This is a genomic window from Mesorhizobium sp. M4B.F.Ca.ET.017.02.2.1, assembly GCF_003998955.1.
GTDB classification, from domain to species: Bacteria; Pseudomonadota; Alphaproteobacteria; order Rhizobiales; family Rhizobiaceae; genus Mesorhizobium; species Mesorhizobium abyssinicae.
This window is the reverse complement of record NZ_RZOF01000060.1, coordinates 1-23,257: the sequence shown is the minus strand read 5'-3', so window position 1 is coordinate 23,257 and position 23,257 is coordinate 1. Positions and strand designations below refer to the sequence as shown.

At 65.3% G+C, this 23,257-nt stretch carries 22 protein-coding genes and 1 pseudogene; 12 read left to right on the top strand and 11 right to left on the bottom strand.

Annotated features, from left to right (window positions below; all coding sequences use genetic code 11):
* The first annotated feature begins 72 nt into the window (after positions 1–72).
* The 6 genes from tsaE (at position 73) to EN738_RS10470 (ending at position 9,744) form a co-directional block, all read left to right on the top strand.
* Positions 73–1,581 (top strand): tRNA (adenosine(37)-N6)-threonylcarbamoyltransferase complex ATPase subunit type 1 TsaE, encoded by a 1,509-nt coding sequence (gene tsaE, locus EN738_RS10495; RefSeq protein WP_127283616.1) that lies wholly within the window; start codon positions 73–75, stop codon positions 1,579–1,581.
* Complete coding sequence (locus tag EN738_RS10490) at positions 1,578–2,306, top strand: nucleotidyltransferase family protein (protein WP_127283615.1); 729 nt, start codon at positions 1,578–1,580, stop codon at positions 2,304–2,306. Before tsaE ends, EN738_RS10490 begins: the two co-directional genes overlap by 4 nt.
* Positions 2,303–5,422 carry a double-strand break repair protein AddB gene (gene addB / locus EN738_RS10485; RefSeq protein WP_127283614.1) on the top strand — a complete coding sequence of 1,040 codons (3,120 nt, stop codon included), beginning with the start codon at positions 2,303–2,305 and terminating at the stop codon, positions 5,420–5,422. The genes EN738_RS10490 and addB overlap by 4 nt, the downstream gene beginning before the upstream one ends.
* Positions 5,419–8,931 (top strand): double-strand break repair helicase AddA, encoded by a 3,513-nt coding sequence (addA, locus tag EN738_RS10480; RefSeq protein WP_127283613.1) that lies wholly within the window; start codon positions 5,419–5,421, stop codon positions 8,929–8,931. Before addB ends, addA begins: the two co-directional genes overlap by 4 nt.
* 74 nt (positions 8,932–9,005) lie before the next feature.
* Complete coding sequence (trxA, locus tag EN738_RS10475; RefSeq protein WP_126057124.1) at positions 9,006–9,329, top strand: thioredoxin; 324 nt, start codon at positions 9,006–9,008, stop codon at positions 9,327–9,329.
* Positions 9,330–9,462: 133 nt separating this feature from the next.
* Positions 9,463–9,744, top strand: a complete 282-nt coding sequence (locus tag EN738_RS10470) for a cupin domain-containing protein (RefSeq protein ID WP_127283612.1) — start codon at positions 9,463–9,465, stop codon at positions 9,742–9,744.
* 21 nt (positions 9,745–9,765) lie between these two features.
* On the opposite strand, the gene EN738_RS10465 is transcribed toward EN738_RS10470, so the two are convergent.
* From EN738_RS10465 to EN738_RS10435, 7 genes are all read right to left on the bottom strand, one after another.
* Positions 9,766–10,185, bottom strand: coding sequence for a VOC family protein (locus tag EN738_RS10465; protein WP_127283611.1), 420 nt, complete (start codon positions 10,183–10,185; stop codon positions 9,766–9,768).
* A gap of 39 nt (positions 10,186–10,224) precedes the next feature.
* Entirely contained in the window at positions 10,225–11,550 is a 1,326-nt protein-coding gene (locus tag EN738_RS10460) for a folylpolyglutamate synthase/dihydrofolate synthase family protein (RefSeq protein ID WP_127283610.1), read from the bottom strand.
* Positions 11,551–11,672: 122 nt separating this feature from the next.
* Positions 11,673–12,599 (bottom strand): acetyl-CoA carboxylase, carboxyltransferase subunit beta, encoded by a 927-nt coding sequence (gene accD / locus EN738_RS10455; protein WP_127283609.1) that lies wholly within the window; start codon positions 12,597–12,599, stop codon positions 11,673–11,675.
* Positions 12,600–12,696: 97 nt separating this feature from the next.
* Positions 12,697–13,536 carry a tryptophan synthase subunit alpha gene (gene trpA / locus EN738_RS10450; RefSeq protein ID WP_127283608.1) on the bottom strand — a complete coding sequence of 280 codons (840 nt, stop codon included), beginning with the start codon at positions 13,534–13,536 and terminating at the stop codon, positions 12,697–12,699.
* Positions 13,533–14,576 carry a CBS domain-containing protein gene (locus EN738_RS10445; protein WP_127283607.1) on the bottom strand — a complete coding sequence of 348 codons (1,044 nt, stop codon included), beginning with the start codon at positions 14,574–14,576 and terminating at the stop codon, positions 13,533–13,535. Before EN738_RS10445 ends, trpA begins: the two co-directional genes overlap by 4 nt.
* Positions 14,577–14,578: 2 nt before the next feature.
* Positions 14,579–15,799 carry a tryptophan synthase subunit beta gene (trpB, locus tag EN738_RS10440; RefSeq protein ID WP_127283606.1) on the bottom strand — a complete coding sequence of 407 codons (1,221 nt, stop codon included), beginning with the start codon at positions 15,797–15,799 and terminating at the stop codon, positions 14,579–14,581.
* Between the two features lie 26 nt (positions 15,800–15,825).
* Positions 15,826–16,485 (bottom strand): phosphoribosylanthranilate isomerase, encoded by a 660-nt coding sequence (locus tag EN738_RS10435; protein ID WP_127283605.1) that lies wholly within the window; start codon positions 16,483–16,485, stop codon positions 15,826–15,828.
* Positions 16,486–16,596: 111 nt separating this feature from the next.
* Between EN738_RS10435 and EN738_RS10430 the strand changes: the two genes are divergently transcribed.
* Positions 16,597–16,815, top strand: coding sequence for a hypothetical protein (locus EN738_RS10430; protein ID WP_127283604.1), 219 nt, complete (start codon positions 16,597–16,599; stop codon positions 16,813–16,815).
* A gap of 27 nt (positions 16,816–16,842) precedes the next feature.
* Here EN738_RS10430 and EN738_RS10425 read toward each other — a convergent pair whose 3' ends face one another.
* From EN738_RS10425 to EN738_RS10410, 4 genes are all read right to left on the bottom strand, one after another.
* Complete coding sequence (locus EN738_RS10425; protein WP_127283603.1) at positions 16,843–17,601, bottom strand: M48 family metallopeptidase; 759 nt, start codon at positions 17,599–17,601, stop codon at positions 16,843–16,845.
* 119 nt (positions 17,602–17,720) lie between these two features.
* Positions 17,721–18,206 (bottom strand): DUF2852 domain-containing protein, encoded by a 486-nt coding sequence (locus tag EN738_RS10420; RefSeq protein WP_127283602.1) that lies wholly within the window; start codon positions 18,204–18,206, stop codon positions 17,721–17,723.
* A 75-nt stretch (positions 18,207–18,281) separates the two neighbouring features.
* Positions 18,282–19,466 (bottom strand): benzoate/H(+) symporter BenE family transporter, encoded by a 1,185-nt coding sequence (locus tag EN738_RS10415; protein WP_127283601.1) that lies wholly within the window; start codon positions 19,464–19,466, stop codon positions 18,282–18,284.
* Positions 19,467–19,468: 2 nt separating this feature from the next.
* Positions 19,469–20,263, bottom strand: coding sequence for an alpha/beta hydrolase (locus tag EN738_RS10410; RefSeq protein ID WP_127283600.1), 795 nt, complete (start codon positions 20,261–20,263; stop codon positions 19,469–19,471).
* A gap of 219 nt (positions 20,264–20,482) precedes the next feature.
* Here EN738_RS10410 and infC point away from each other — a divergent pair, with 219 nt between their 5' ends.
* The 5 genes and pseudogenes from infC to EN738_RS10385 all read left to right on the top strand — a co-directional run.
* Entirely contained in the window at positions 20,483–21,019 is a 537-nt protein-coding gene (gene infC / locus EN738_RS10405; RefSeq protein WP_059187883.1) for a translation initiation factor IF-3, read from the top strand.
* 182 nt (positions 21,020–21,201) lie between these two features.
* Positions 21,202–21,852 (top strand): isoprenylcysteine carboxylmethyltransferase family protein, encoded by a 651-nt coding sequence (locus tag EN738_RS10400; protein ID WP_127283599.1) that lies wholly within the window; start codon positions 21,202–21,204, stop codon positions 21,850–21,852.
* A gap of 230 nt (positions 21,853–22,082) precedes the next feature.
* On the top strand, positions 22,083–22,286 hold the full coding sequence (rpmI, locus tag EN738_RS10395) for a 50S ribosomal protein L35 (protein ID WP_027166935.1): 204 nt from the start codon (positions 22,083–22,085) through the stop codon (positions 22,284–22,286).
* A 93-nt stretch (positions 22,287–22,379) separates the two neighbouring features.
* The gene (rplT, locus tag EN738_RS10390; protein WP_042637600.1) at positions 22,380–22,781 is read left to right on the top strand and encodes a 50S ribosomal protein L20; all 402 of its coding nucleotides are present in this window, start codon (positions 22,380–22,382) and stop codon (positions 22,779–22,781) included.
* A 140-nt stretch (positions 22,782–22,921) separates the two neighbouring features.
* Positions 22,922–23,257, top strand: a pseudogene (locus tag EN738_RS10385) (phenylalanine--tRNA ligase subunit alpha); the annotation flags it as partial.

The following is a 23,257-nucleotide window of genomic DNA, read 5'->3' as shown; positions in this document are numbered from 1 at the left end:
GGGCCCCACCTTCTGCTGCCCCCCCCCCGCCGCGCCTTCGGGCATTCGCGCCGCGGCCGAGTAGCGGGCCTCATGGCAGGGCTGGAGCGTTTTCTCGCCGACGAAGCCGCCACGGCAAGGCTGGGTGAAGACTTGGCGATGGCGCTGCGCCCGGGCGACGTGCTGGCGCTCAAGGGCGATCTCGGCGCCGGCAAGTCGACGCTGGCGCGGGCGCTGATCCGGGCGCTGGCCGACGATGCCGGCCTCGACGTGCCGAGCCCGACCTTCACGCTGGTGCAGAGCTACGAGACGCGCCTTCCCGTGCATCATTTCGATCTCTACCGCCTGTCTTCGGCGAGCGAACTCGACGAACTCGCCTTCGACGACGCACTGGCGCAAGGGGGGGCGGCCCTGGTCGAATGGCCGGAACGCGCCGAGGCCGCTCTGCTCGATGGCACGGTCTGGATCGAGCTCGTCCACCAGGGCGACGGCCGCCTGGCGAAACTGTCGGGACAGGGCGCTGCCTTCGATCGCGCGGCGCGCTCGCTGGCGATGCGCGATTTCCTGGCCACGGCCGGCTGGGGCGAAGCCGCCAGGCGCTTCTTCGTCGGCGATGCTTCCGCCCGCTCCTATGAGATCGTTTCGCTCGCCGGCATCGCGCCGCGCGTGCTGATGAACTCGCCGCGGCTGGTGCTCGGCCCGCCGGTGCGCGACGGCAAGCCCTATGCGGTCATCGCCCACACCGCGCAGTCCGTCACCGCCTTCGTCGCCATCGACAAGGCGCTGCACGCCGCCGGCGTCAGCGTGCCGGAGATCCACGCGCAGGACCTGGAGCAAGGCTTCCTGCTGCTCGAGCATCTCGGCGCAGAAGGGTTCCTGGGCCAGAACGGCGAGCCGATCGCCGAGCGCTATGCCGCGGCGGGCGAGCTGCTGGCGATGATGCACGGCAAGGCCTGGTCCGACAGGATGGAGGCCGCGCCCGGCATCTTCCACGACGTGCCGCCCTTCGATCGCGAGGCGATGCTGATCGAAGCCGATCTCCTGGTCGACTGGTATGTGCCGATGCTGACCGGCAAGCCGGCGGGCAATGCGTTGCTGGCCGGCTACCATAACGAATGGAACAAGGTGCTCGACCGGCTCGAGGGCAGCCAATACACGCTGATGCTGCGGGATTTCCATTCGCCCAATATCATCTGGCGCGGCGACCGCACCGGTCACGACCGGCTCGGCGTCGTCGATGTCCAGGACGCGCTGATCGGCCCCGCCGCCTATGACGTCGCCTCGCTCGCCATGGACGCCCGCGTCACCATCTCGCCTGAGATCGAGAAGCGGACGCTCGATGCCTATATCGCGGCGCGCCACGCCGCCGGCGCCTTCGACGAGGCGGCGTTCCGGGAGGCCTACGCGATCATGGCGGCGCAGCGCAATTCGAAGATCCTCGGCATTTTCGTGCGGCTCGAAAAGCGCGACGGCAAGCCCTTCTACCTCAAGCACCTGCCGCGCATCCGCGACTATCTCAGAAGAGCGCTGGCGCACCCGGCACTCTCCGGGCTACACGACTTCTACGCCGCCCATGGCCTGCTGGAAGAACGACCGCTGTGACCGCAACCCCCAGGACCGCAATGGTGCTCGCCGCCGGGCTTGGAAAGCGCATGCGGCCGATCACCGACACGATGCCGAAGCCGCTGGTGGAAATCGCCGGCAAGACGCTGCTCGACTGGGGGCTGGACAGCCTGGCGAGCGCCGGTGTCGATAGGGCGATCGTCAACGTTCATTATCTTCCGGACCAGATCATCGCCCATGTCGCCGGCCGCAAGGCGCCGAGGATCCTCATCTCCGACGAGCGCGAGATGCTGCTGGACTCGGCGGGCGGCATCGTCAGGGCGCTGCCCGCGCTGGGACAAGAGCCCTTCTACATCATCAACGCCGACACGTTCTGGATCGACAGCGGCCAGCCCAGCCTCCAGCGCCTTTCCCTTGCATGGGACGCTGCCAGAATGGATATTCTGCTGATGCTAGCCGATCTCGATTCCGCCACCGGGCATTGCGTCGGCACCGATTTCCTGGTGGCGCCGGACGGCGCCCTGCAGCGCTCGAAAGGCGATCCGGCCGGCCTGATCTATGCCGGGGCTGCGATTGTCCACCCGCGCATCTTCAAGGACGCGCCGACGGGCCCGCATTCACTCAACGCCTATTTCGACACGGCGATCGGCGCCGGACGGCTGTTCGGGATGGCGATGCAGGGCCGCTGGATCACCGTCGGCACGCCCGACGCCATTCCGCTCGCCGAGGCGGCAGTCGCCGGCGCCCTCGCGAAAGCGATATGAGCGGCTCGCGCCGCGTTTTCTCGATCCCGCCCGGAGCGCCGTTTCTGCCGACGCTGGCTGAAGCCTTGCTGGCCGGCCGGCTTGTCCCCGGCTTCCGCTTCGAGGGCGACCCGCTGGCGCTCGCCGACGTCACGCTCTATGTGCCGACGCGGCGCGCGGCGCGGGCATTGCGCGGCGCCTTCGTCGACATCCTGGGAGGTCGCTCGGCCATTCTGCCGACGGTGCGGCCGCTCGGCGAGTTCGACGAGGACGAGGCCGCCTTCGACACCGAGGCGGCGCCGGCAATCGATCTGGCGCCGCCGATCGCGGCGCAGGAACGCTTGCTGTTGCTGGCGCCGCTGGTGCGGGCGTGGAAGGAGAGCCTGCCGGCGCATGTCGCGGCGCGCTTCAATGAGGAATTCGTGGTGCCGACCTCGGCGGCCGACGCCATCTGGCTGGCGCGCGACCTTGCCCGGCTGATGGACGAAATCGAGACCGAAGGTACGGATTGGGCGAAGCTCGCCGGGCTGGTCAGCGGCAACCTCGCCGGCTGGTGGCAGGTGACGCTCGATTTCCTCGGCATCGTCACCGACCACTGGCCAAGGCTGCTGGAGGAGCGCAGCCTCTCCAATCCGGCCGCGCACCGCAGCGCGCTGATCCGGCTGGAGGCGGCGCGGCTGAAGCGCAATCCGCCGGCCGGACCGGTGATCGCCGCAGGCTCGACCGGCTCCATTCCGGCGACTGCCGAACTGCTCGGGGTGATCGCCGGCCTGCCTAACGGCGCGGTCGTGCTGCCCGGCCTCGACAAAGGGCTGGATGAGGCATCCTTCGCCGCGATTTCAGCACCCGGCGCGCGGCCGGCTACGCTCGGCCATCCGCAATACGGCCTGGCGAAGCTGATCGGCGGCATCGGCGTGCTGCGCACCGATGTCGAGGAGATCGTCGCTGCCGACCGGGCGCTTTCGCTGCGCGCGGCGCTTGTCGGCGAAGCACTGCGACCGGCCGAAACCACCGAATTGTGGACCGCGACCCGCCCCGGTTTCGAAGGCGAGGCCATAGGCCAAGCCCTGGCCGGCGTGACGCTGGTGGAAGCCGCAAGCGAGCGCGACGAGGCAGTGGCGATCGCGATCGCGCTGAAGCGCGCCGTCGAGGAGCCGGCCCGGCGCGCAGCACTTGTCACCGGCGACCGCGCGCTGGCGCGGCGCGTCTCTGTCGAGCTCAAGCGCTTCGGCGTCGTCGCCGACGATTCCGGCGGCACGCCGCTCGCCAACACGCCGGCGGCGAGCCTGCTCAGGCTGGCGCTGCAGGCCGCATTCCGGCCTGGCGATCCGGTCGGCCTGTTGTCGCTGCTGAAGCACCCGCTGCTTGGCCTCGGCCTCGACCGTGGGCGCGTGCGCCATGCGGCGGAAATCGTCGAGCTGGTGGCATTGCGCGGCGGCACCGGGCGGCCGGACGCGGCCTCGCTGGCGTTGCTTTTCGAGGCCCGCCTTTCGGGTCTCGGCGACAGCCGCCCGCCCTTCTGGCTCTCGCGGCTGTCGGCGCGCGGCCTCGACGAGGCGCGGGACATGCTTGCCCGCCTGGCCGAGGCGCTTGCGCCGCTCACCGCCTTTCGCGGCGAACAGGATGCCGACCTCGCCGCCTTGACGCATGCAAGCGTTGTTGCGCTGGAGAACTTTGGCCGGGCAGCCGATGGCGGCCTGGCGCAACTCTATGCCGGCGACGCCGGCGAGAAGCTCGCCGAACTCATGCGCGGCCTTGTCGCCGCTTCGGTGCCGTTCGCCTTCGCGGCAGCCGAATGGCCGGACGTGATGGACGCGCTGATCGCGCCCGAAATGGTCAAGCCGGCGCAAGGCACCGACCGCAACATCGCCATCTGGGGCGCGCTGGAGGCGCGGCTGCAAAGCGTCGACACGCTCGTCATTGGCGGGCTCAACGAAGGCGTGTGGCCGCGCAAGCCGGAGAGCGACCGCTTCATGTCGCGGCTGATGAAGACCGGCATCGATCTCGAGCCGCCGGAACGGCGCATCGGCCTTGCCGCGCACGACTTCCAGATGGCGATGGGCGCGAAAGAGGTGGTGCTGACGCGCTCGGCCCGCTCCGGCGACGCGCCGGCGGTGCCGTCGCGCTGGCTGCAGCGCATGCTGACCTTCATCGGCAAGGAGCATGCGGCAGCGCCCTTGCGGCGCGGCGAGGCGCTGCTCGCCTGGGCGCGCGCGCTCGATGCCGGCGAGCGGCAGGATTTCGCGCCACGGCCGCAGCCGAGGCCGCCGCTCGGCGTGCGGCCGCAGCATTTCTCGGTCACCGAGATCGAGACGCTGCGCCGCGACCCCTATGCCGTTTATGCCAGGCGGATCCTCGGCCTGATGCCGCTCGATCCCGTCATCCGCGATCCCGGAGCGGCCGAGCGCGGCACGCTGTTCCACGCCATCCTGCATCTATTCTCAGCGAGGATCGCCGATCCGCGCCAGCCGGACGCGCTGGCAGGTCTTCTCGAAGCCGGCCGGGCCTGCTTTGCGGAAGCCGCGCTGCCGCCGGACATTGAGGCGGTGTGGTGGCCGCGCTTCGAAAAGCTCGCCGCTAACATCATCGAATGGGAGCATGGCCGCGCCGACGCCGTCGCCCAACGCTATGCCGAGGAACGAGCCGAGAAGACCGTGGTCGGCCGCACCGGGGTGACGCTGTCCGGCTATGCCGATCGCATCGACCTGCTGGCCGGCGGCATGGCCGACATACTCGACTACAAAACCGGCTCCTCGCCATCGAAGGCGCAGGCGCACACGCTGCTTTCGCCACAGCTGGCGCTGGAAGGCGCGCTGCTCAGGCGCGGCGCCTTCAAGGCGCTCGGCACAGCTGAGCCCTCGCAGCTCGCCTTCGTGCGGCTGAAGCCCAATGGCGACGTGTTCGAGGAATCGATCCTCGAGTACAACCGCAAGCCCAGGACCGCCAATGAGCTCGCCGAGGAGGCCTGGGCACGGCTGGAGAAGCTGCTCTTCCACTATGCCGACCCGACAACCGGCTATCTGTCGCGCGCGCTGCCGTTCCGCGAGGGCGAGGCCGATGGCGACTACGACCATCTCGCGCGCGTGCTCGAATGGTCGGCCGGCGGCGATAGCGACGACGAGGCAGGGGAGGCATGAAGAAGGCCTACCCGATCCCCAGCGACACCGCTGCCAGCCAGGCACGCGCTTCCGACCCGCTGAATTCGGCCTGGGTGTCGGCCAATGCCGGCTCGGGCAAGACGCATGTGCTGGCGCAGCGCGTCATTCGGCTGCTGCTCAACGGCACCGATCCGTCGAAAATCCTCTGCCTGACCTATACGCGCGCCGCCGCCGCCAACATGTCGAACCGGGTGTTTTCGACGCTGTCGGAATGGACCTCGCTCGGTGACGCCGAGCTCGCCGCGCGGATCGCGACGCTTGACGGCCGCCGCGCCGACGCCGACACGATGCGCCGCGCGCGGCGGCTGTTCGCCGAAGCACTGGAGACGCCGGGCGGGCTGAAGATCCAGACGATCCACGCCTTCTGCGAATCGGTGCTGCACCAGTTCCCGCTGGAAGCCAACATTCCTGCGCATTTCGAGATGCTCGATCCGCAGATGGAAGCGTCGCTGTTCGCCGATGCCCGCCGCGACATGATCTCTGGCGCCGGCGCCGGCGCCGAAGGACTGGCCGAGGCCTTCGCCACGGTGCTGGAGCGCGGCGGCGAGGCAGGCCTCGACGCGCTACTCTCGGAGATCGTGAACAAGCGCGATGGGCTGCGCGCCTTCCTGTCGGGGCTGGGCGAGGACTTCCGGCCGCTGTTCGCCGAATTCCGCTTCAGGCCAGGCCTGACGGCCGACGACATCGCCGCCTCGCTCTGGCCATTGCCCGGTTTCCTGCCAGACTATTTCGCCGGCTTCGCGCGCGCCGCGGAAACGGCCGATGCGCGCATCGTGCTGAACAACATCCTGCCCTATGCCCGGCTGGCGTTTGCCGAAGCCGACCCGATCCGCAGGCTGCAGTTGCTCGGCAAGGCCTTCCTGAAGGCCGATGGCGACGCTTACGAGCCGGCAAAGACCTTCAAGAAGGCACTCGTCGACCGGCTGCCCGACCTGCCGGAGCGCTATCTGGCCGCGGCCAAGGCGATCCTCGAGGTGTCGGACCGGCTGGCGCTGTTTCGGATGCTCGAAGGCACGGCGGCGGCGCTGACCATCGCCCGCTGGCTGATCGCCCGCTACGAGCAGCTGAAGCGAAGCCGCGGCTTCCTCGACTTCAACGATCTGATCACCCGCACCGTCGCCCTTTTGTCGCGGCCCGATGCCGGCCCCTGGGTGCAGTTCAAGCTCGACCAGGGCATCGACCACATCCTGCTCGACGAGGCGCAGGACACCAGCCCCGACCAGTGGGAGGTGGTGAAGAAGCTGACGGAGGAGTTCTTCGCCGGCCTCGGCCAGCGCGAGACGGTGCGGCGCACGATGTTCGCCGTCGGCGACGAAAAGCAGTCCATCTATTCCTTCCAGGGCGCCGCACCCGATTCCTTTGCCGAGAGCAGGCTTTTGTTTGCCGGTCGCGTGCGCGACGCAGAAGCCTCTTTCGCCGACCTCAAGCTGACCTGGTCGTTCCGCTCCAGCGACGATGTGCTGGCCGCCGTCGACCGCGTCTTTGCCGACCCGGGCGTCAGGCGGGGCATCAGCCACGACCCCGATCCGCTCAGCCACAAGGCGATCCGCACCGACGCGCCGGGCTATGTCGAGGTGTGGCCGTCGATCGGCGCCGACGCGGTCGAGGAACCGGACGACTGGACTTTGCCGGTCAACCATGCCAGCGCGCCGGCGGTGCGGGTGGCCGAGCATGTGGCTGCGACGATCCAAGCCTGGCTCCGGGACGGCGAGGTCCTCGAGGGCAAGGGCCGCAGGCTGACGGCCGGCGACATCCTTGTCCTGGTGCGCAAGCGCGACCGCTTCGTCCATGCTTTGTCGCGCAGCCTGAAGAACCGGCAGATCCCGGTCGCCGGCGCCGACCGGCTGAGCCTGCCCGGGCACATCGCGGTGAAGGACCTGATCGCGCTCGGCCATTTCCTCATCCAGCCTGAGGATGACCTGTCGCTGGCGGCCGTGCTGCGCAGCCCGATCTTCGACGTGTCCGAGGAGCGGCTCTTTTGGCTGGCCAACGGACGGCCGACGGGTCTTTCGCTGATCGCTTCGCTTCGCAGGCACGGTGGCGAGGACGCCGTGCTGGCCGGCATTGTCGCCCAGCTGGACGCCTGGACGGACGAGGCAGCCTTCAAGCCGGTGTTCGAATTCTACGCCGCCGCACTTGCCCGCGACGGTCTGCGCAAGAAGATGATCGCGCGGCTCGGGCCGGAGGCCGGCGATATCATCGATGAATTCCTGAGCTTCTGCCTTGCTGAGGAGCGCACAGGCCTGCCGGGGCTGGAGGCTTTCCTGGCAACGCTGGAAAGCAGCGGGCCAGAGATCAAGCGCGAGATGGACCAGACCCGCGACGAGGTGCGCGTCATGACCGTGCACGCAGCCAAGGGCCTGGAGGCGCCTGTCGTCTTCCTGGTCGATGGCGGTTCGGCGCCGTTCAGCGACCAGCATCTGCCGCGCCTGATGCCGTTCGAGGGTTCGGGCGAGCATCTTGGGGGCAAGGGCTATCTCTGGCGCTCGGCGAGCGACGTTGCCAATAGCTTTTCGAAAGCCGCGGCCGCGCATGCAAGGGAGCTTGCCGACGACGAATACCGCCGTCTGCTCTATGTCGGCATGACACGGGCCGAGGACCGGCTGGTCGTCTGCGGCTATCACGGCAAGCGCGCGCCGAGCACCGGCACCTGGCATGCGATCGTCAGCCGGGCGCTGATCGGCACGCCGGAAAGCGGGGAGCGCCGGCACCCGGCGACGGACGAGGTTGCAGTGCACCGCTTCCATATGACCAAGCTGCCGCCGGTGGCGTTGGTGGCGGCCGGATCGGCAAGCCCGGTGCAGCATGCCGCGCTGCTGCCGGAAAACCTGTTCCGCCCGTTGCCGCCCTATGAGGAGCTGCCGCGGCCTCTGTCGCCCTCCGGCGCCTCGGCGCTGATCGACGAAGCCAAGCAGACGGTGACCGACACGCGCTCGCCGGTACTGGATGCCGAGGCAGAGCCCGGTTTCGCCGTCCTGCGCGGGCTGGCGCTGCACAAATTGCTGCAAATGCTACCTTCGATCGCTGAAGGCGAGCGTCAGGACGCCGCGGAACGTTATCTGGCGCGCGCCGGCGCCGGCTGGCCGGAAGCAGAGCGCGGCAAAGCGCTGGCAGCCGTGATGGCGATCCTCGCCGATCCCCGCTTCACCGCATTGTTCGCGCCCGCATCGCGCGCCGAAGTCGCGGTCATGGGCAGCCTCGAGGTGAAGGGAAAGCTGCGCTCGATCTCCGGCAAGATCGACCGGCTGGCGATCTCTGGGCACAGCGTGTCGATCGTCGACTACAAGACCAACCGGCCGGCGCCGGCGACGCTGGAGGAGGTGCCGCCTGCCTATGTGCTGCAGCTCGCGCTCTATCGGGCACTGCTTCAGCCGCTCTATCCCGGCCGCGCGGTCCGGGCCGTGCTGCTGTTCACCGAGGCGCCAAGGCTGATCGAGCTGCCGGCGCGTGCTCTTGACGATGCCCTTGCCCGACTCACGGGAGCGTGACACAAGAACTGCTTGAATTAGGCCGCTGCCACCACCACATTTGGTGTAACCCGAGTTGTCGAAAGGATTTCCGCATGACCACCGTCAAGGTCGACAAGAGCAATTTCCAGGCCGATGTGCTCAACGCCAAGGAGCCGGTCGTGGTGGATTTCTGGGCCGAATGGTGCGGCCCCTGCAAGATGATCGCCCCGGCGCTGGAAGACATCGCCAAGGAGCTTGGCTCGAAGGTGAAGATCGCCAAGCTCAACATCGACGAGAATCCGGAGCTTGCCGCCCAGTTCGGCGTGCGCTCGATCCCGACGCTGATGATCTTCAAGGGCGGCGAAGTCGCCGACATGAAGGTCGGCGCGGCGCCCAAGACCGCTCTGTCGCACTGGATCAACGGCAGCCTCGCCTGAGCCAATCGAAAAGTTTCAAAGGACGAGCCCGGCCATCGCGCCGGGCTTTTTCTTTGGCGCCATGTCTCGGCGCCTTCTGGCCCTCGTGTGCTATGCCCGCATGTCGTCTGCTTGGGACGGACAGGAGAACATCATGACCGGAACAGCCAAGGCCACCGTCTTCATCGACAACGAGCGCGTCATCGTCACCGAATACCGCTTCCAGCCCGGCGACAACACCGGCTGGCACCGCCATGGCCATGACTATGTCATCGTGCCGCTGATGGACGGCAAGGTGAAGCTGCTGACCAAGGACGGCGAATCCTTCGCCGAGATGAAGAAGGGGGCGCCCTATTTCCGCAAGGAGGGCGTCGAGCACGACGTCATCAGCGCCAATGACAGCGAATACGCCTTCATCGAGATCGAGCTGAAATAGTCCATAGACGGCGCGCGGAAGTCACCAGTCGGCGATGCGATCGCCGCCGGTAAATTGCGCGCTTTTGGCGGTGTATTCGAACAGCTCGATCTTCACGCCGTTCGGATCGCGGATCCAGGCCTGAAATGTATCGTCGCAGGCGAGCTTCTTCGATGTGACCTCGACGCCCTTCGACCTGATATGGGCGATCGCCGCGTCGATGTTTTCCACTTCCAGGCAGAAATGGTTGATCTGGTTGCGATCGCTGTATCTGGCCTCGTCGTTCTGAAACACCTCGACATGGCTGCGGCCGCCGCAATCGAGGTAAAAGCCGAAAACCGTGCCGTCGCGCAGGAAATTGAACCTTGTGTCCATGCCGAGCACGTCGCGGTAGAAGCTGCGCGTCGCTTCCAGGTCATGCGCGAAGATGCAGACATGGGCGAGTTGCTTGACCTTGATCACGACGGGCTCCTTGCGGTCAGAACAGGTCGCAACCCTGCCTCAGGTCGGCGGCGTGCCGTTTTCGGCCAGCACCGCGCCGGCCAGGTAAAGCGAGCCGCCGATCAGGATGCGCGGCGGCGGACCGTCCCAGGTGTCGCGCAGCAGCATCAGCGCGCTGGCGACGGAGCTGACGGGTTCCGCCGACAGGCCGGCTTCGGCGGCGCGCAGCGCCAGCTCGTCATTCGGCACGCCGGCGTCGCTGAGGCTCACCGGCACCGTATAGACATGCCGGGCGAGCCCCTTGAAGGCACGGAAATAGCCGCTCTGGTCCTTGGTGTTGATCATGCCGGAGATCAGGAACAGCGGCCGCGGGTGCTTCTCTTCCTGCTCGGCGAGCGCCTCGGCGATGACGATGCCGGCGCCCGGATTGTGACCGCCGTCGAGCCAGATGTCGGCGCCCTTCGGCGCCAATTCGGCCAACTTGCCTTGCGCCAGCTTCTGCATGCGGCCGGGCCAGGCGACGCTGGCCATAGCCTTTTCGGCGGCGCGATGGCTGATGTCGAAGCCGGCGGCCTTGATCGCGGCGATCGCCGCGGCCGCATTGGCGAACTGGTGGCGCCCCGGCAGGCGCGGCGGCGGCAGGTCCATCAGCCCGTCCTCGTCCTGGTAGACCATGCGGCCGTTTTCCTCGAAAGCGAGGAAATCCTGGCCGTAGACGAAGGTCGGGCAGTCGAGCCGCTCGGCGGTCTCGATCAGCACCTGCAGCGCCGTCTCGCTTTCCTGCGCGCCGATGACAACCGAGCAGCCGGGCTTGATGATGCCGGCCTTTTCGGCGGCGATCAGCTCGACGCGGTCGCCGAGATAGGCCTCATGGTCCATCGACACCGGCATGATCACCGACACCGCCGGCCGGGCGATGACATTGGTGGCGTCGAAGCGGCCGCCAAGGCCGACCTCGATGATGGCCGCTTCGGCCGGATGCTCCGCGAACAAGAGGAAGGTGACGGCGGTGAGGATCTCGAAGACGGTGATCTTCTGGCCCTGATTGGCCGCCGCGACGCGGGCGATGGCATCGGCGAAGACCTGATCGTCGACCAGCTTGCCGCCGCCCTCGGCGGCGAGGCGGTAGCGCTCGTGCCAGTTCACCAGGTGCGGCGAGGTGTGCACATGGACGAGGTGACCGGCCGCTTCGAGCAGCGTGCGCGAGAAGGCGGCGCAGGAGCCCTTGCCGTTGGTGCCGGCAATGTGGATCGCCGGTGGGATCAGCTCCTGCGGATTGCCGAGACGTTCGAGCAGCCGCGTGATGCGGTCGAGCGAAAGGTCGAAGCCCTTCGGGTGAAGCGCCATCAGGCTTTCGATTTCGCGGTCGGCGGCAAGCGTTGTCATGGACGAATCCTAGCGCATGACCCCGAAACCGGAAATCGGTTTCGGAAAGGATCATGCGCAAATCAAAAAGCTACAGCACCGGACGGTGCGCGCAATCGCGCCTCGCAGCGTTCAGTGTCGCGTCAGGCCTGCGGCCGCGCTTCCTGGTGGGCGAGCGCCGGCGGCAGGATCTCGGGCTCGAGCGGCTTTTCTTCCTGCGGCAGCTTGAGCAGCATCTTCAGAAGCCGCGCGATGGTCTGGCGCATCTCCAGCCTCGACACCACCATGTCGACCATGCCGTGCTCCATCAGATATTCGGAGCGCTGGAAGCCGTCGGGCAGCTTTTCGCGGATGGTCTGCTCGATGACGCGCGGCCCGGCAAAGCCGATCAGCGCGCCGGGCTCGGCGATGTGGACGTCGCCCAGCATGGCATAGGAAGCGGTGACGCCCCCGGTGGTCGGATTGGTCAGCACGACGATATAGGGCAGGCCGGCTTCCTTCAGCCGGTCGACGCCGACCGTGGTGCGCGGCAACTGCATCAGCGAGAGTATGCCTTCCTGCATGCGGGCGCCGCCGGAAGCGGCAAACAGGATCAGCGGCCGCTTGCGCTGCAGGGCGACCTCGAACGCATGGACGATGGCGTCGCCGGCAGCCATGCCGAGCGAGCCGCCCATGAAGGCGAAATCCTGCACGGTGACCACCACAGGCAGTCCGTCGATGCTGCCCAGCGCATTGACGATCGCGTCCTCCAGGCCGGTCTTGGCCTTGGCGTCCTTCAGCCGGTCGGTGTAGCGCTTCTCGTCGCGGAACTTCAGCGGATCCTGCACGACCTTGGGATTTTCGAGCGTCTCGTATTTGCCGTCGTCGAAGAAATATTTCAGCCGCTCCTTGGCCGAGATCTTCATGTGATGGCCGGACGACGGGATGACGAACTGGTTGGATTCGAGATCCTTGTGGAACACCATCTCGCCGGTCTCGGGATCCTTGATCCAGAGATTCTCGGGCATGTCGGTGCGCCGACCGAGCATCGAATTGATCTTCGGGCGGACGTAATTGGTGATCCAGTTCATCGCTTCGGCTCCCGTCCTGACGAGGAATTATGCGTGCCGCCCAAATGTGATACCCGGTTTTGGGACAACGGCATGCACAAAACCAGATCTAGGAAAACTATTCGGCGGCAGCAAGGCGGGCCGAACGGACGCCCTGGGCAAGGCCGCTGACCAGCGTGGCCACAGCCTCGGCCGGATCGGCGGTCTTTTCGCCCTTCGGCCCCAGCACGTTGGCGACCGCGTTGACGATCGCGGTGCCGACGACGACGCCGTCGGCCGAGGCGCCGATGGTGCGCGCCTGCTCGGCGGTCTTGACGCCGAAGCCGACGCAGACCGGCAGCGCGGTATGGCCCTTGATGCGCTTGACCGCCGCCGCCACCTTGGCGGTGTCGGCCAGCGCTGAGCCGGTGATGCCGGTCATCGAGACGTAGTAGACGAAGCCGGAGGTGTTCTCCAAAACCTTGGGCAGGCGCCTGTCGTCGGTGGTCGGCGTCGCCAGGCGGATGAAGTTGATGCCCGCCTTCAGCGCCGGAATGCAGAGCTCCTCGTCCATTTCCGGGGGCAGGTCGACGACGATCAGCCCGTCGATGCCGCTGGCCTTGGCATCGGCAAGGAAACGCTCGACGCCGTAGATGTAGATCGGGTTGTAGTAGCCCATCAGCACGATCGGCGTCTCGTTGTCGGCGGTGCGGAATTCCGACGCCATCTTCAGCGTCTTGACCAGCGTCTGGCCGCCTTTCAGCGCCCTGAGGCCCGCCGCCTGGATGGCCGGGCCGTCGGCCATCGGATCGGAAAACGGCATGCCGAGCTCGATGACGTCGCTGCCTGCGCCAGGCAGCGCCTTCATGATGGCTAAAGAGGTGTCGTAGTCGGGGTCGCCGCCCATGAAATAGGTGACGAGCGCCGGGCGGCCCTCGGCTTTCAGCTTGGCCATGCGGCGGTCGATGCGGGTCGTCATGACTGATGGAATCCAATCAACTTCTGTAGCAGGCCCGAGAAATTCCGCATTTGCCGGAGCTCCTTCTCAGAGCTTGGATCTGGGTTGAAATGCATCACGCTATTTCTGGTTATGCGGATATTATCCATTAGGTCCACAAACGTCTTTCTATGCAATTTGAAAGGAATGCTTGACCAAAACTCGTCATTCTCAATTATTCGTAAATAACCACCAAAAGTAAGCTTGTGGAACCCGTCAAACTTTGGGATATTGCAAATTTCGCATATTCTTTCCTCGGATAGAGTGTTCCACCTATCCAAGAGCCTTCTTATATTCCTTTCGATTTCGCCCAAGACCAAAAATGCCTCGGAGACCTTCCTAAACTCGTCTGCAAGATCCGAAGTAGTTACAATACCAGAAAAAGTCCTATCCTCCGCTCTAACTACTACGAATTCGTCCCTGTATATTAGATCGTATACCTCAAAAATTGGTCGATCATGCTCAACAACTGTGCACTCATTAACAAAATCCTTGACAAGATGTCCTATCCCAACAACGGCGAGTTTTGATCCAATGGACTTCCACGAAATAACGCCAATAATAGTTCTTGCGCTGTTTAACACTGGCAACTGAGAGAAATCATGCGCTAACATTAATGACACTGCTTTCTCAAGTGGGTCATTTGGAGCGACGGTAATTAGCGTTCTGTTTGCCGATTCAAGCTGGGAGATTCGAAAATCCGAGAAAGTGGCATCGCTCGCGAGCGCCTCTTCCTTTGGCGCCTGCTTTTTTGCCCCATCGCTTTTAGCAAAAACCTTGATGTAGTGATCGACGTATGTAGTTCTAAAGTCGGGCTCCGCTTCTAAATTATATTTTCCTAACGATTCGGAGATTCGATCCACTATTAATGGACCCCGCCTATAGGCCCCAAACCACCATATGAAATTGCGTACGGTGGTGGAGTGGAATGAACCCTTCACACTAAGCTTTTTGGCAAGCTCTTTGAGAATCGGTTCTTCATCAGGATATTCATCAAGAGGTTTGTCGAGATCCAGGTGCATGATCAGATCTCCATGCCCAGCATCGAGGCCACCGTGTGCACGTCCTTGTCGCCGCGGCCGGACAGGTTGACGATGACGATCTGGTCCTTGTCCATGGCCGGAACGATCTTGACCGCATGCGCGATGGCATGGGCCGATTCCAGCGCCGGGATGATGCCTTCGACGCGCGTCGTCAGCTGGAAGGCCTCCAGCGCCTCGTCGTCGAGGATCGGCACATATTCGACGCGGCCAGAGTCGCGCAGCCAGGAATGCTCGGGGCCGACGCCGGGATAGTCGAGGCCAGCCGAGATCGAATGGCCGTCGAGGATCTGGCCGTCGGCATTCTGCAGCAGATAGGTGCGGTTGCCGTGCAGCACGCCCGGCGCGCCGGCATTCATCGACGCGCAATGCTCGACACCATCGAGGCCGCGGCCGCCGGCTTCGATGCCGATGATGCGGACGTCCTTGTCGTCGAGGAAGGGATGGAACAGGCCGATGGCGTTGGAGCCGCCGCCGACGGCGGCGATGATGGTGTCTGGCAGGCGGCCTTCCTGTTCGAGGATCTGCGCGCGGGCTTCGGCGCCGATCACCGACTGGAAGTCGCGCACCAGCTCCGGATAGGGATGCGGGCCGGCGGCGGTGCCGATCAGGTAATAGGTGTCCTCGACATTGGTCACCCAATCACGAAGCGCTTCGTTCATGGCGTCCTTCAGCGTGCCGTGGCCGGCGGTGACCGGCCGCACCTCGGCGCCGAGCAGCTTCATGCGAAAGACGTTGGGGCTTTGCCGGGCGACGTCGGTGGCGCCCATGTAGACGACGCAGGGATAGCCGAAACGGGCCGCGACGGTGGCCGAGGCGACGCCATGCTGGCCGGCGCCGGTCTCGGCGATGATGCGCTTCTTGCCCATGCGCTTGGCAAGCAGGATCTGGCCGAGACAGTTGTTGATCTTGTGCGAGCCGGTGTGGTTCAAATCCTCGCGCTTGAAATAGACCTTGGCGCCGCCGAGATGCCTCGTCAGGCCTTCGGCGAAATAGAGCTTTGAGGGCCGCCCGGCGTAGTGGGTCGACAGGTTCTGCAGCTCGGCCTTGAACTCCGGATCGGTCTTTGCCTCGTTCCAGTGCCGTTCGAGGTCGAGGATCAGCGGCATCAGCGTCTCGGCGACGAAGCGGCCGCCGAAAATGCCGAACATGCCCTGCTCGTCGGGTCCGGTGCGGAAGGAATTGGGCATAGCCGGCTTGTTCATCGCCGATCTCCTGGTTCAAGAATTGCTCAGGCGGCGCGGTCGTCGCGCGCGGCCCTGACGGCCCGGAAAAACTGCTCGATCAGCGCCGGATCCTTGACGCCCGGGGCGCTTTCCACGCCCGACGAAATGTCGATGCCGGGCGGATTGGCTGATCTCAGGGCGTCGCCGATGTTGACGGCGTTGAGCCCACCGGAAAGCATGTAATCGACGCCGGCGTCAAGGCCGGCAAGGATATGCCAGTCGAAGGCGACGCCGTTGCCGCCCGGCAATTCGGAACCTTTCGGCGGCTTGGCATCGAAGAGGAAGCGGTCGGCGATGCCGACGAACGGTTTTATCCGCTCCAGATCGGCCGTCTCACTGATTGACAATGCCTTCATCACCGGCAGGCCATAGCGCGCTTTCACCTCGGCCACCCGCCCGGGCGTTTCGGAACCGTGCAACTGCAACATGTCAGGCTGCATCCTGGCGACGATCTCATCCAGGAAGGCGTCGCTGGCATCGACTGTGACGGCAACCGCCAACGCCTTGCCGCGCGCCGCCTCGCGCAACCGGCCAGCGTCGGCGGGCTCGATATAGCGCGGGCTCTTGGCGAAAAAGATGAAGCCGACATGGCTGGCGCCGCCGGCCAGCGCCGCAGCCATTGCCGCGTCGGTCTTCAACCCGCAGATCTTGATGTCGAGCGCCATGGCGCGGGGATTGGCACGAAAAGCCGCAAGAGTCGAGAAAAAGCATGCTGTTGCCGCCACGGCGGAAAGCACTACCTTTCAAACAGGGGACATTGGCGGGAGCAGACAATCATGACCGACCGAACCGTTGCCGAACTCAGGCAAAAGATCGCGCAGGCGCGCGACGTGATCGCGCATCTGATGGACAAGGCCGCCTTCAACGGGGCCGAGGCGCACCGGGCGCTGGACTATTTCGGCGGTGACGCTTTCGACCGCAATTTCCTGCCGTGGCCGCAACATGGCGCCGAGGGGTTGCGACCGGAGGAACTGAACGCGGCGAATGATGACTGAGCGGCCGGCCCAAGGCCGCCGGACGCGTCAATCGAACACGATCGCCTGCAGGGCGCCGCCGTTGCGCTTCAGCCAGTCCTTGCAGCGGTCGGTGTCGGGGCAGAGCTTTTCGCACAGCTTCCAGAATTTCGGGCCGTGGTTCATCTCCTTCAGATGCGCCACCTCATGCGCGACGAGGTAGTTTATCACCGGCGCCGGCGCCATCATGATGCGCCAGGAGAAGGACAGATTGCCTTCCGAGGTGCACGAGCCCCAGCGGCTGGAGGTGTCCTTGAAGCGGATCGCCTTGGCGCGCTTGCCGAGCGCTTCGGTGTGTTTGGCCACCAGCTTCTCGATCTCGCGCTTGGCCTCGCGCTTCAGATAGTCGGCGATGCGGCGCGGCAGATGCACGCGCTCGCCATGCACGATCAGCAGCGGGCCACGCTCGTCGCGCGAGATGGTGACGGTGCCGCGCTTGGAAGGATCATGGACGATGCGATGCGCCACGCCGCGCACCGGAATCTTGATGCCCGGCCGCACCTGCGGCCGTGTCGGCACCTTGGCCAGCCGCTGCTCCAGCCAATCCTGGTGACGGTCGAGGAATTTCTCCACCTCGCCGCGGCGCAGGCCCGGCGGCACGGTGATACGCAGGCCCTGGCCGCCGGAATCGATGCGCAGCGTCAGCCGCCGCGCCCTGTGGCTTTCGACGATCTTGAGCGGCAGGGTGCGGCCGGCAACGCTGTGCTCGCGCTCGACGACGGGCGCCGGCTTGGGTTTGGTCAGGCTGCGGAAAAAGCCGATGGTCATGGCCGGACGATACGCGATTCGAGGAAAACGACCAGTGGAGTGAACTTAAAAAGAGAACAAAAAAGAAACGGCGCCGCTTGCGCGACGCCGTTCGTCATAGCGAGGCCGGTCGCGCAACCTCAGTCGTCAAGCAGGTTCGAGCCCTTGCGCTTGGGGGTCGACGGGCTTGCCGGCTTGGTCGTCCCGGTCGTGGTTGGCGCGGTCGACTTGTTGTGGTTGGCCATGAAACGATCGAACTCGTCCTGGTCCTTGGCGCGGCGCAGCTCGCGGGCATAGTCGTCGAACTCGGTCAGCATCTCGTCGAGCTTGCGGCGTTCCTCGGCCAGGCGGTCGAGCTCCTTTTCGCGCCAGTCGTCGAAAGCGACGTTGCCGGTGCGGGCCGAGCCGTGGCCCCAGCGCGCGGCCTTGTCGGAACCGCGGCGGCAGCCGGCGAAGATGCCGTCGGTGGCGCGGTTCACGTCACGCTTGAAGCCGTCGAGCCGGTCGCCCCAGATGATGTAGGCGAGCATGGCGAAGCCGAGCGGCCAGAACACCATGAAGCCGATCACCATCAGCGCGATGGTCGCCGGCGTCCAAGCCGGACGGATCAATGCAGTTGTGTTCATTTTCTCCCAGTCCTTCCGTTGGGCACAGCCAATCCTGGCTGCGTGGAATCGAGATGGGATGGGCAAAACGGCGATTCAAGACGACCGCATCCAAAACCGGACAAAGGGCTGAAATGATTGTCTCATTTTGAGTTCTTCGAGGAAAAGCACGACCATTCCGGCTACCAGGCCCCAGAAGGCCGCGCCGACGCCGAACAGCGTCAGCCCCGAGGCGGTGACGGCGAAGGTGACGATGGCGGCCATGCGGTGGCCTTCGTCCTTGAGCGCGATCGACAGCGCGTTGGTCAGCGGCGCCATCAGCGCAAGACCCGCCACCAGCACGATGAGGGCCTGCGGCAGCACGGCGAAGATCGCCACCAGCGAGGCGCCGAACATGGCGAAGACGAGGTAGGCGAGCGTGTAGAACGGGCCTGTCTTCCAGCGCTCGGCGGGATCGGGATGGACATCCGGCCCGGTGCAGATCGCCGCTGAAATCGCCGCCAGATTGGTGGTCGGGCCGCCGAACGGCGCCGACAGCAGCGAGAAGAAGCCGGTGACGCCGATCAACGGACCGGGCTCGGGGTGGTAGCCGGCGGCCTTCAGCACGGCGAGGCCGGACAGGTTCTGCGAGGCCATGGTGACAAGGTAGAGCGGCAGCGCAAGCCCGATGACGGCGCCGGCCGTGAACTGCGGCGCAATCAGCGTCAGCGTCGACAGTTCCGGCGCCGGCAGGCCGCCGACACGGCCGGTGAGGAAGGCGGCCAGGCCACCGCCGATCAGCACCGCCAGCACCGATAGCGCCGGATTGAACAGACGGATGACGAAGAAGGCCGCGATCAGCGGCAGGATCAGCCAGGGATCGGAAGGGATGGTCTTGAAGGCATTGGTGGCGAAGCCGACGAGGATGCCGGCCAGCATGCCGGAAGCGACGGAGGGTGGAATCCGGGCGATGAATTGGGTCAGCGGCTTGAACAGGCCGGTGGCGATCAAAAGCACCGCGGTGACGATGAAGGCGCCGACCGCCTCGTTCACCGAAAAGCCGCTCGATGCCGCGAGCAGCGCCAAGCCGGGCGTCGACCAGGCGGTGATGACAGGCATTTTCGTGCGCCAGGACAGCCACAGGCACTCGACCGCCATCGCCAGGCAGATCGCCGTCACCCCGCTCGCCGTCTCGACCTGCGTCGCGCCGACCGCCTTGGCGGCGGCGATGACGACGGCGAGCGTGCCGCCGAAGCCGACGATCGCGGCGACGAAGGCGAATATCGGAACGGAGATGCGCATGCTCACATGCCCCGCTGCACCATATCGCCCACCGCCCGCAGCAGCAGGTCGAGATCCTGCGGCCGCGACAGGCGGTGGTCGCCGTCGGGAATGAGCGAAAGCGTCACGTCGTCAGCCGGCAGCAAGGCGGCAAGCTTGAGCGCGTGGCTGGACGGCACGTCCGCATCGGCGAGGCCCTGCAGGATGTGGACCGGGCAGTGGGTGTCGATCGGCCCGCCCATCACCAGGTTCTTGCGGCCGTCCTCGATGAGCGCGCGCGTGTAGATATAGGGCTCGGCCGAATAGTCCGATGGCTCGGCGAAGAAGCCTTTTTCGAGCAAATCCTGCTTCTGCGCCTCGGTCAGCGCCGGCTCGACCAGCTCGGCGGTGAAATCCGGCGCCGGCGCCAGGAGCACCAGGCCAGTGACACTGGCGTCGCCCGCCTTGCGCAGTTCCTGCACCATGCGCAGCGCGATCCAGGCGCCCATCGAGGACCCGACCAGGATCTGTTTGCCTTGGGTGAAACGGCGAAAGACGGCGAGGCTCTCGGCCAGCCATTTCGAGATGGTGCCGTCGGCGAAGGCGCCGCCGGACTCGCCATGGCCGGAATAGTCGTGGCGCAGGAAGGCTCTGGGCTCCTTTGCCGCCCATCCGGCCAGCGTCTCGGCCTTGGTGCCCAGCATGTCGGACTTGTAGCCGCCGAGCCAGACGACGCCAGGCGCGGCCCCTTGCGACGGCCTGACGGCCGCGCCTTGCGACTGCCTGACGGCGATGCTGGTTCCCCCGACATCCAGAAACATGGGAGCGGTTGCGGTCATGGCTGGCGTCTGGTCCTGTTCCTTGTGCCGGTCTTTTGGCACGGCGGAGCGTTCGACGAAAAGTGCTCTGCAACTTTCTTTGCTTGGTGCAGACGCGGGATCAGGTGATTTCTTGCGAAGGCTGTGCTATTGACTTGCGCCGCGCGCTCACCACATTGGCGCGTCCCGACCATCCGAACCCTACGAACCCCGAACGAAACGGCCAAGGAGACCACGACCATTCGCAGACCTTTCAAAGCAGCGGCGCCCACCAAGGATGGGCCGCGCTCCAACCGCGACATCCGGGTGCCCCGGGTCCAGCTCATCGACGCAGAAGGCCACAATCGTGGCGATGTTTCCATCAACGACGCATTGCTGCTGGCCGAAGAGGCCGGGCTCGATCTCGTCGAGATCTCGCCCAACGCGCAGCCGCCCGTCGTCAAGATCCTCGATCTCGGCAAGCTGAAATACGCCAACCAGAAGAAGGCGGCCGAAGCGCGCAAGAACCAGAAGGTCATCGAGATCAAGGAGATCAAGATGCGCCCGAACATCGACAGCCATGACTACGAGACCAAGATGAAGGCGGTGCGCCGCTTCTTCGAGGACGGCGACAAGGTCAAGCTTACGCTGCGATTCCGCGGCCGCGAAATGGCGCATATGGAGCTCGGCATGCAGCTCCTGAACAAGGTACGCGAGGAAGTGGCGCCGATCGCCAAGGTCGAAGCCGAACCGAAGCTCGAAGGCCGCCAGATGATGATGGTGCTGGCGCCCCGCTGACAGGCGGGCGCCGACCAACCCAGGCGTTGGCGTCGATCACGGCTTCGAGAAGCCGAATTGACCACTTCCCATGGCAGCGTGCTCTAAAATCCGCCTGAATTGCGGAGCACGGCGTCCCGACGATCGGCGGGGCGCCTGTTTTCAATCCGATCGCCGGCAAACCTCGACGATCGGATTGCATCATGGTCGATGACGTCAAATACCCTGACACCAACCCCGTGAAATACGGGCTGGGCAACTACCAGCAGATGCGCAGACTGGTGCTGGCGGTGCTGATCGTGGTGCTGTTCGCCGCGCTGCTGTTCGGCCAGTCGACCTTTCCGCCCGACACGTGGCTGCATGAGTCGATCGAGATGTTCGGTGTGCTGCTGATCTTCCTCGGCATCGTCGGACGGCTGTGGGCGACGCTCTACATCGGCGGGCGCAAATCCTCCGAAGTGGTCACCGGCGGCCCCTATTCGATCACCCGCAACCCGCTCTATGTCTTCTCCACCGTCGCCGCCGCAGGTGTCGGCGCGCAGATCGGCTCGTTCACCGGGATCATCCTTTTCGCTGCCCTGTGCGCCGGGGCGTTCCACATCGTCATCCTGCGCGAGGAGAAATTCCTCAAGGAAGCGCTCGGCGCCCCTTACCGGGCCTATCTGGCGAAAGTGCCGCGCTTCTTCCCCGACCTCTCGCTCTACGACGAAGGCGACACCGGCAGCTTCAAGCCGCGCCTGCTTCTGAACACGCTGCTCGACGGGCTGGTGTTCCTGGTCGCGCTGCCGGCCTTCGAGCTAATCGACGGCGCGCAGCTCTCGGGCGTGCTGCCCGTGCTCTTCAGGCTCCCCTGATCGCGGACAGAGCGTCGCATGGCTTGAGGTGTTGCGCGCCGGCCGTGTTTGATCTATAGGACCGCCGTTCCGCGTATCGGCCCGAAATCGTCTTTCGGAAAGATACGCAGGAACAAAAACGAAAACCGCCCGGCAGGGCATGCCGTGGCGGTTTCATTTGCTTTTCGGGCTTTGGTCGGCCCGAAGCGAACAAGAAGCGCGATGGTGCGCCCACAATACGGAGTAGCAAAATGCCCAAGATGAAGACCAAATCGGCCGCCAAGAAGCGGTTCAAGATTACTGCCACCGGCAAGGTGCTGTCGGCTGCCGCCGGCAAGCGCCACGGCATGATCAAGCGTTCCAACAAGTTCATTCGCGATGCCCGCGGCACGATGGTTCTGGCTGAACCGGACGGCAAGAAGGTCATCAAGAATTTTCTGCCGAACGGCCTCTGAGCATTCGGCCTGGACACGCAACTGGTTTGACGCAATTCCGAACGGAAAACCGCTAAACACTTTTCCTGGAATTGCTTTTAAGGAGATCATGACATGGCACGCGTAAAGAGAGGCGTCACCGCTCACGCCAAGCACAAGAAGGTCCTGAAAGCCGCCAAGGGTTTCTACGGCCGCCGCAAGAACACTATCCGCATCGCCAAGCAGGCGGTGGAGAAGTCGCTGCAGTACGCCTATCGCGACCGCAAGAACCGCAAGCGCTCGTTCCGCGCGCTGTGGATCCAGCGCATCAACGCCGCGACCCACGAGCACGGCCTGACCTATGGCCGCTTCATCGACGGCCTCAACAAGGCCGGCATCGAGATCGACCGCAAGGTCCTGTCCGACATGGCCATCCACGAGCCGCAGGCTTTCGCCGCGCTGGTGGCCAAGGCCAAGGTCGCGCTCGAATACCTGAAGAACACCACGCCGAACGCTTTTGAAAGCGCTGTCGCCTAAGCCAGCGCTTCCCAAGCATTCGCAATTCTGATTTGGGGAACCCGCGCTGGCACGGCTGGCGCGGGTTTTTCTTATGCCTGATGCAACCAAAATGGTGACGCACCGGACACTGGTGGTTGCCCGATCGAGAGAGTTTCACCGTGAACGCCAGTGCTGGAAATCTTGAAGTCCTGGAAGGCTCGCTGCTTGCCGACATAGCGGCAGCCGCTGACGAGGCTGCGATCGAGGCGGTGCGCGTCTCTGCGCTGGGCAAGAAGGGCTCGGTCTCCGAAATGCTGAAGACGCTCGGCGCGATGACCGCCGAGGAACGCCAGGTGAAGGGCCCAGCGATCAACGGGCTGAAGAACCGCGTCACCGAGGCGCTGACCGCGCGCAAGGCGGAACTGAAGGACGTGGCGATCGCCGCCCGGCTCGCCGCCGAGACGGTCGACGTGACGCTGCCGGTGCGCCAGTCGCCGGCCGAGCGCGGCCGCATC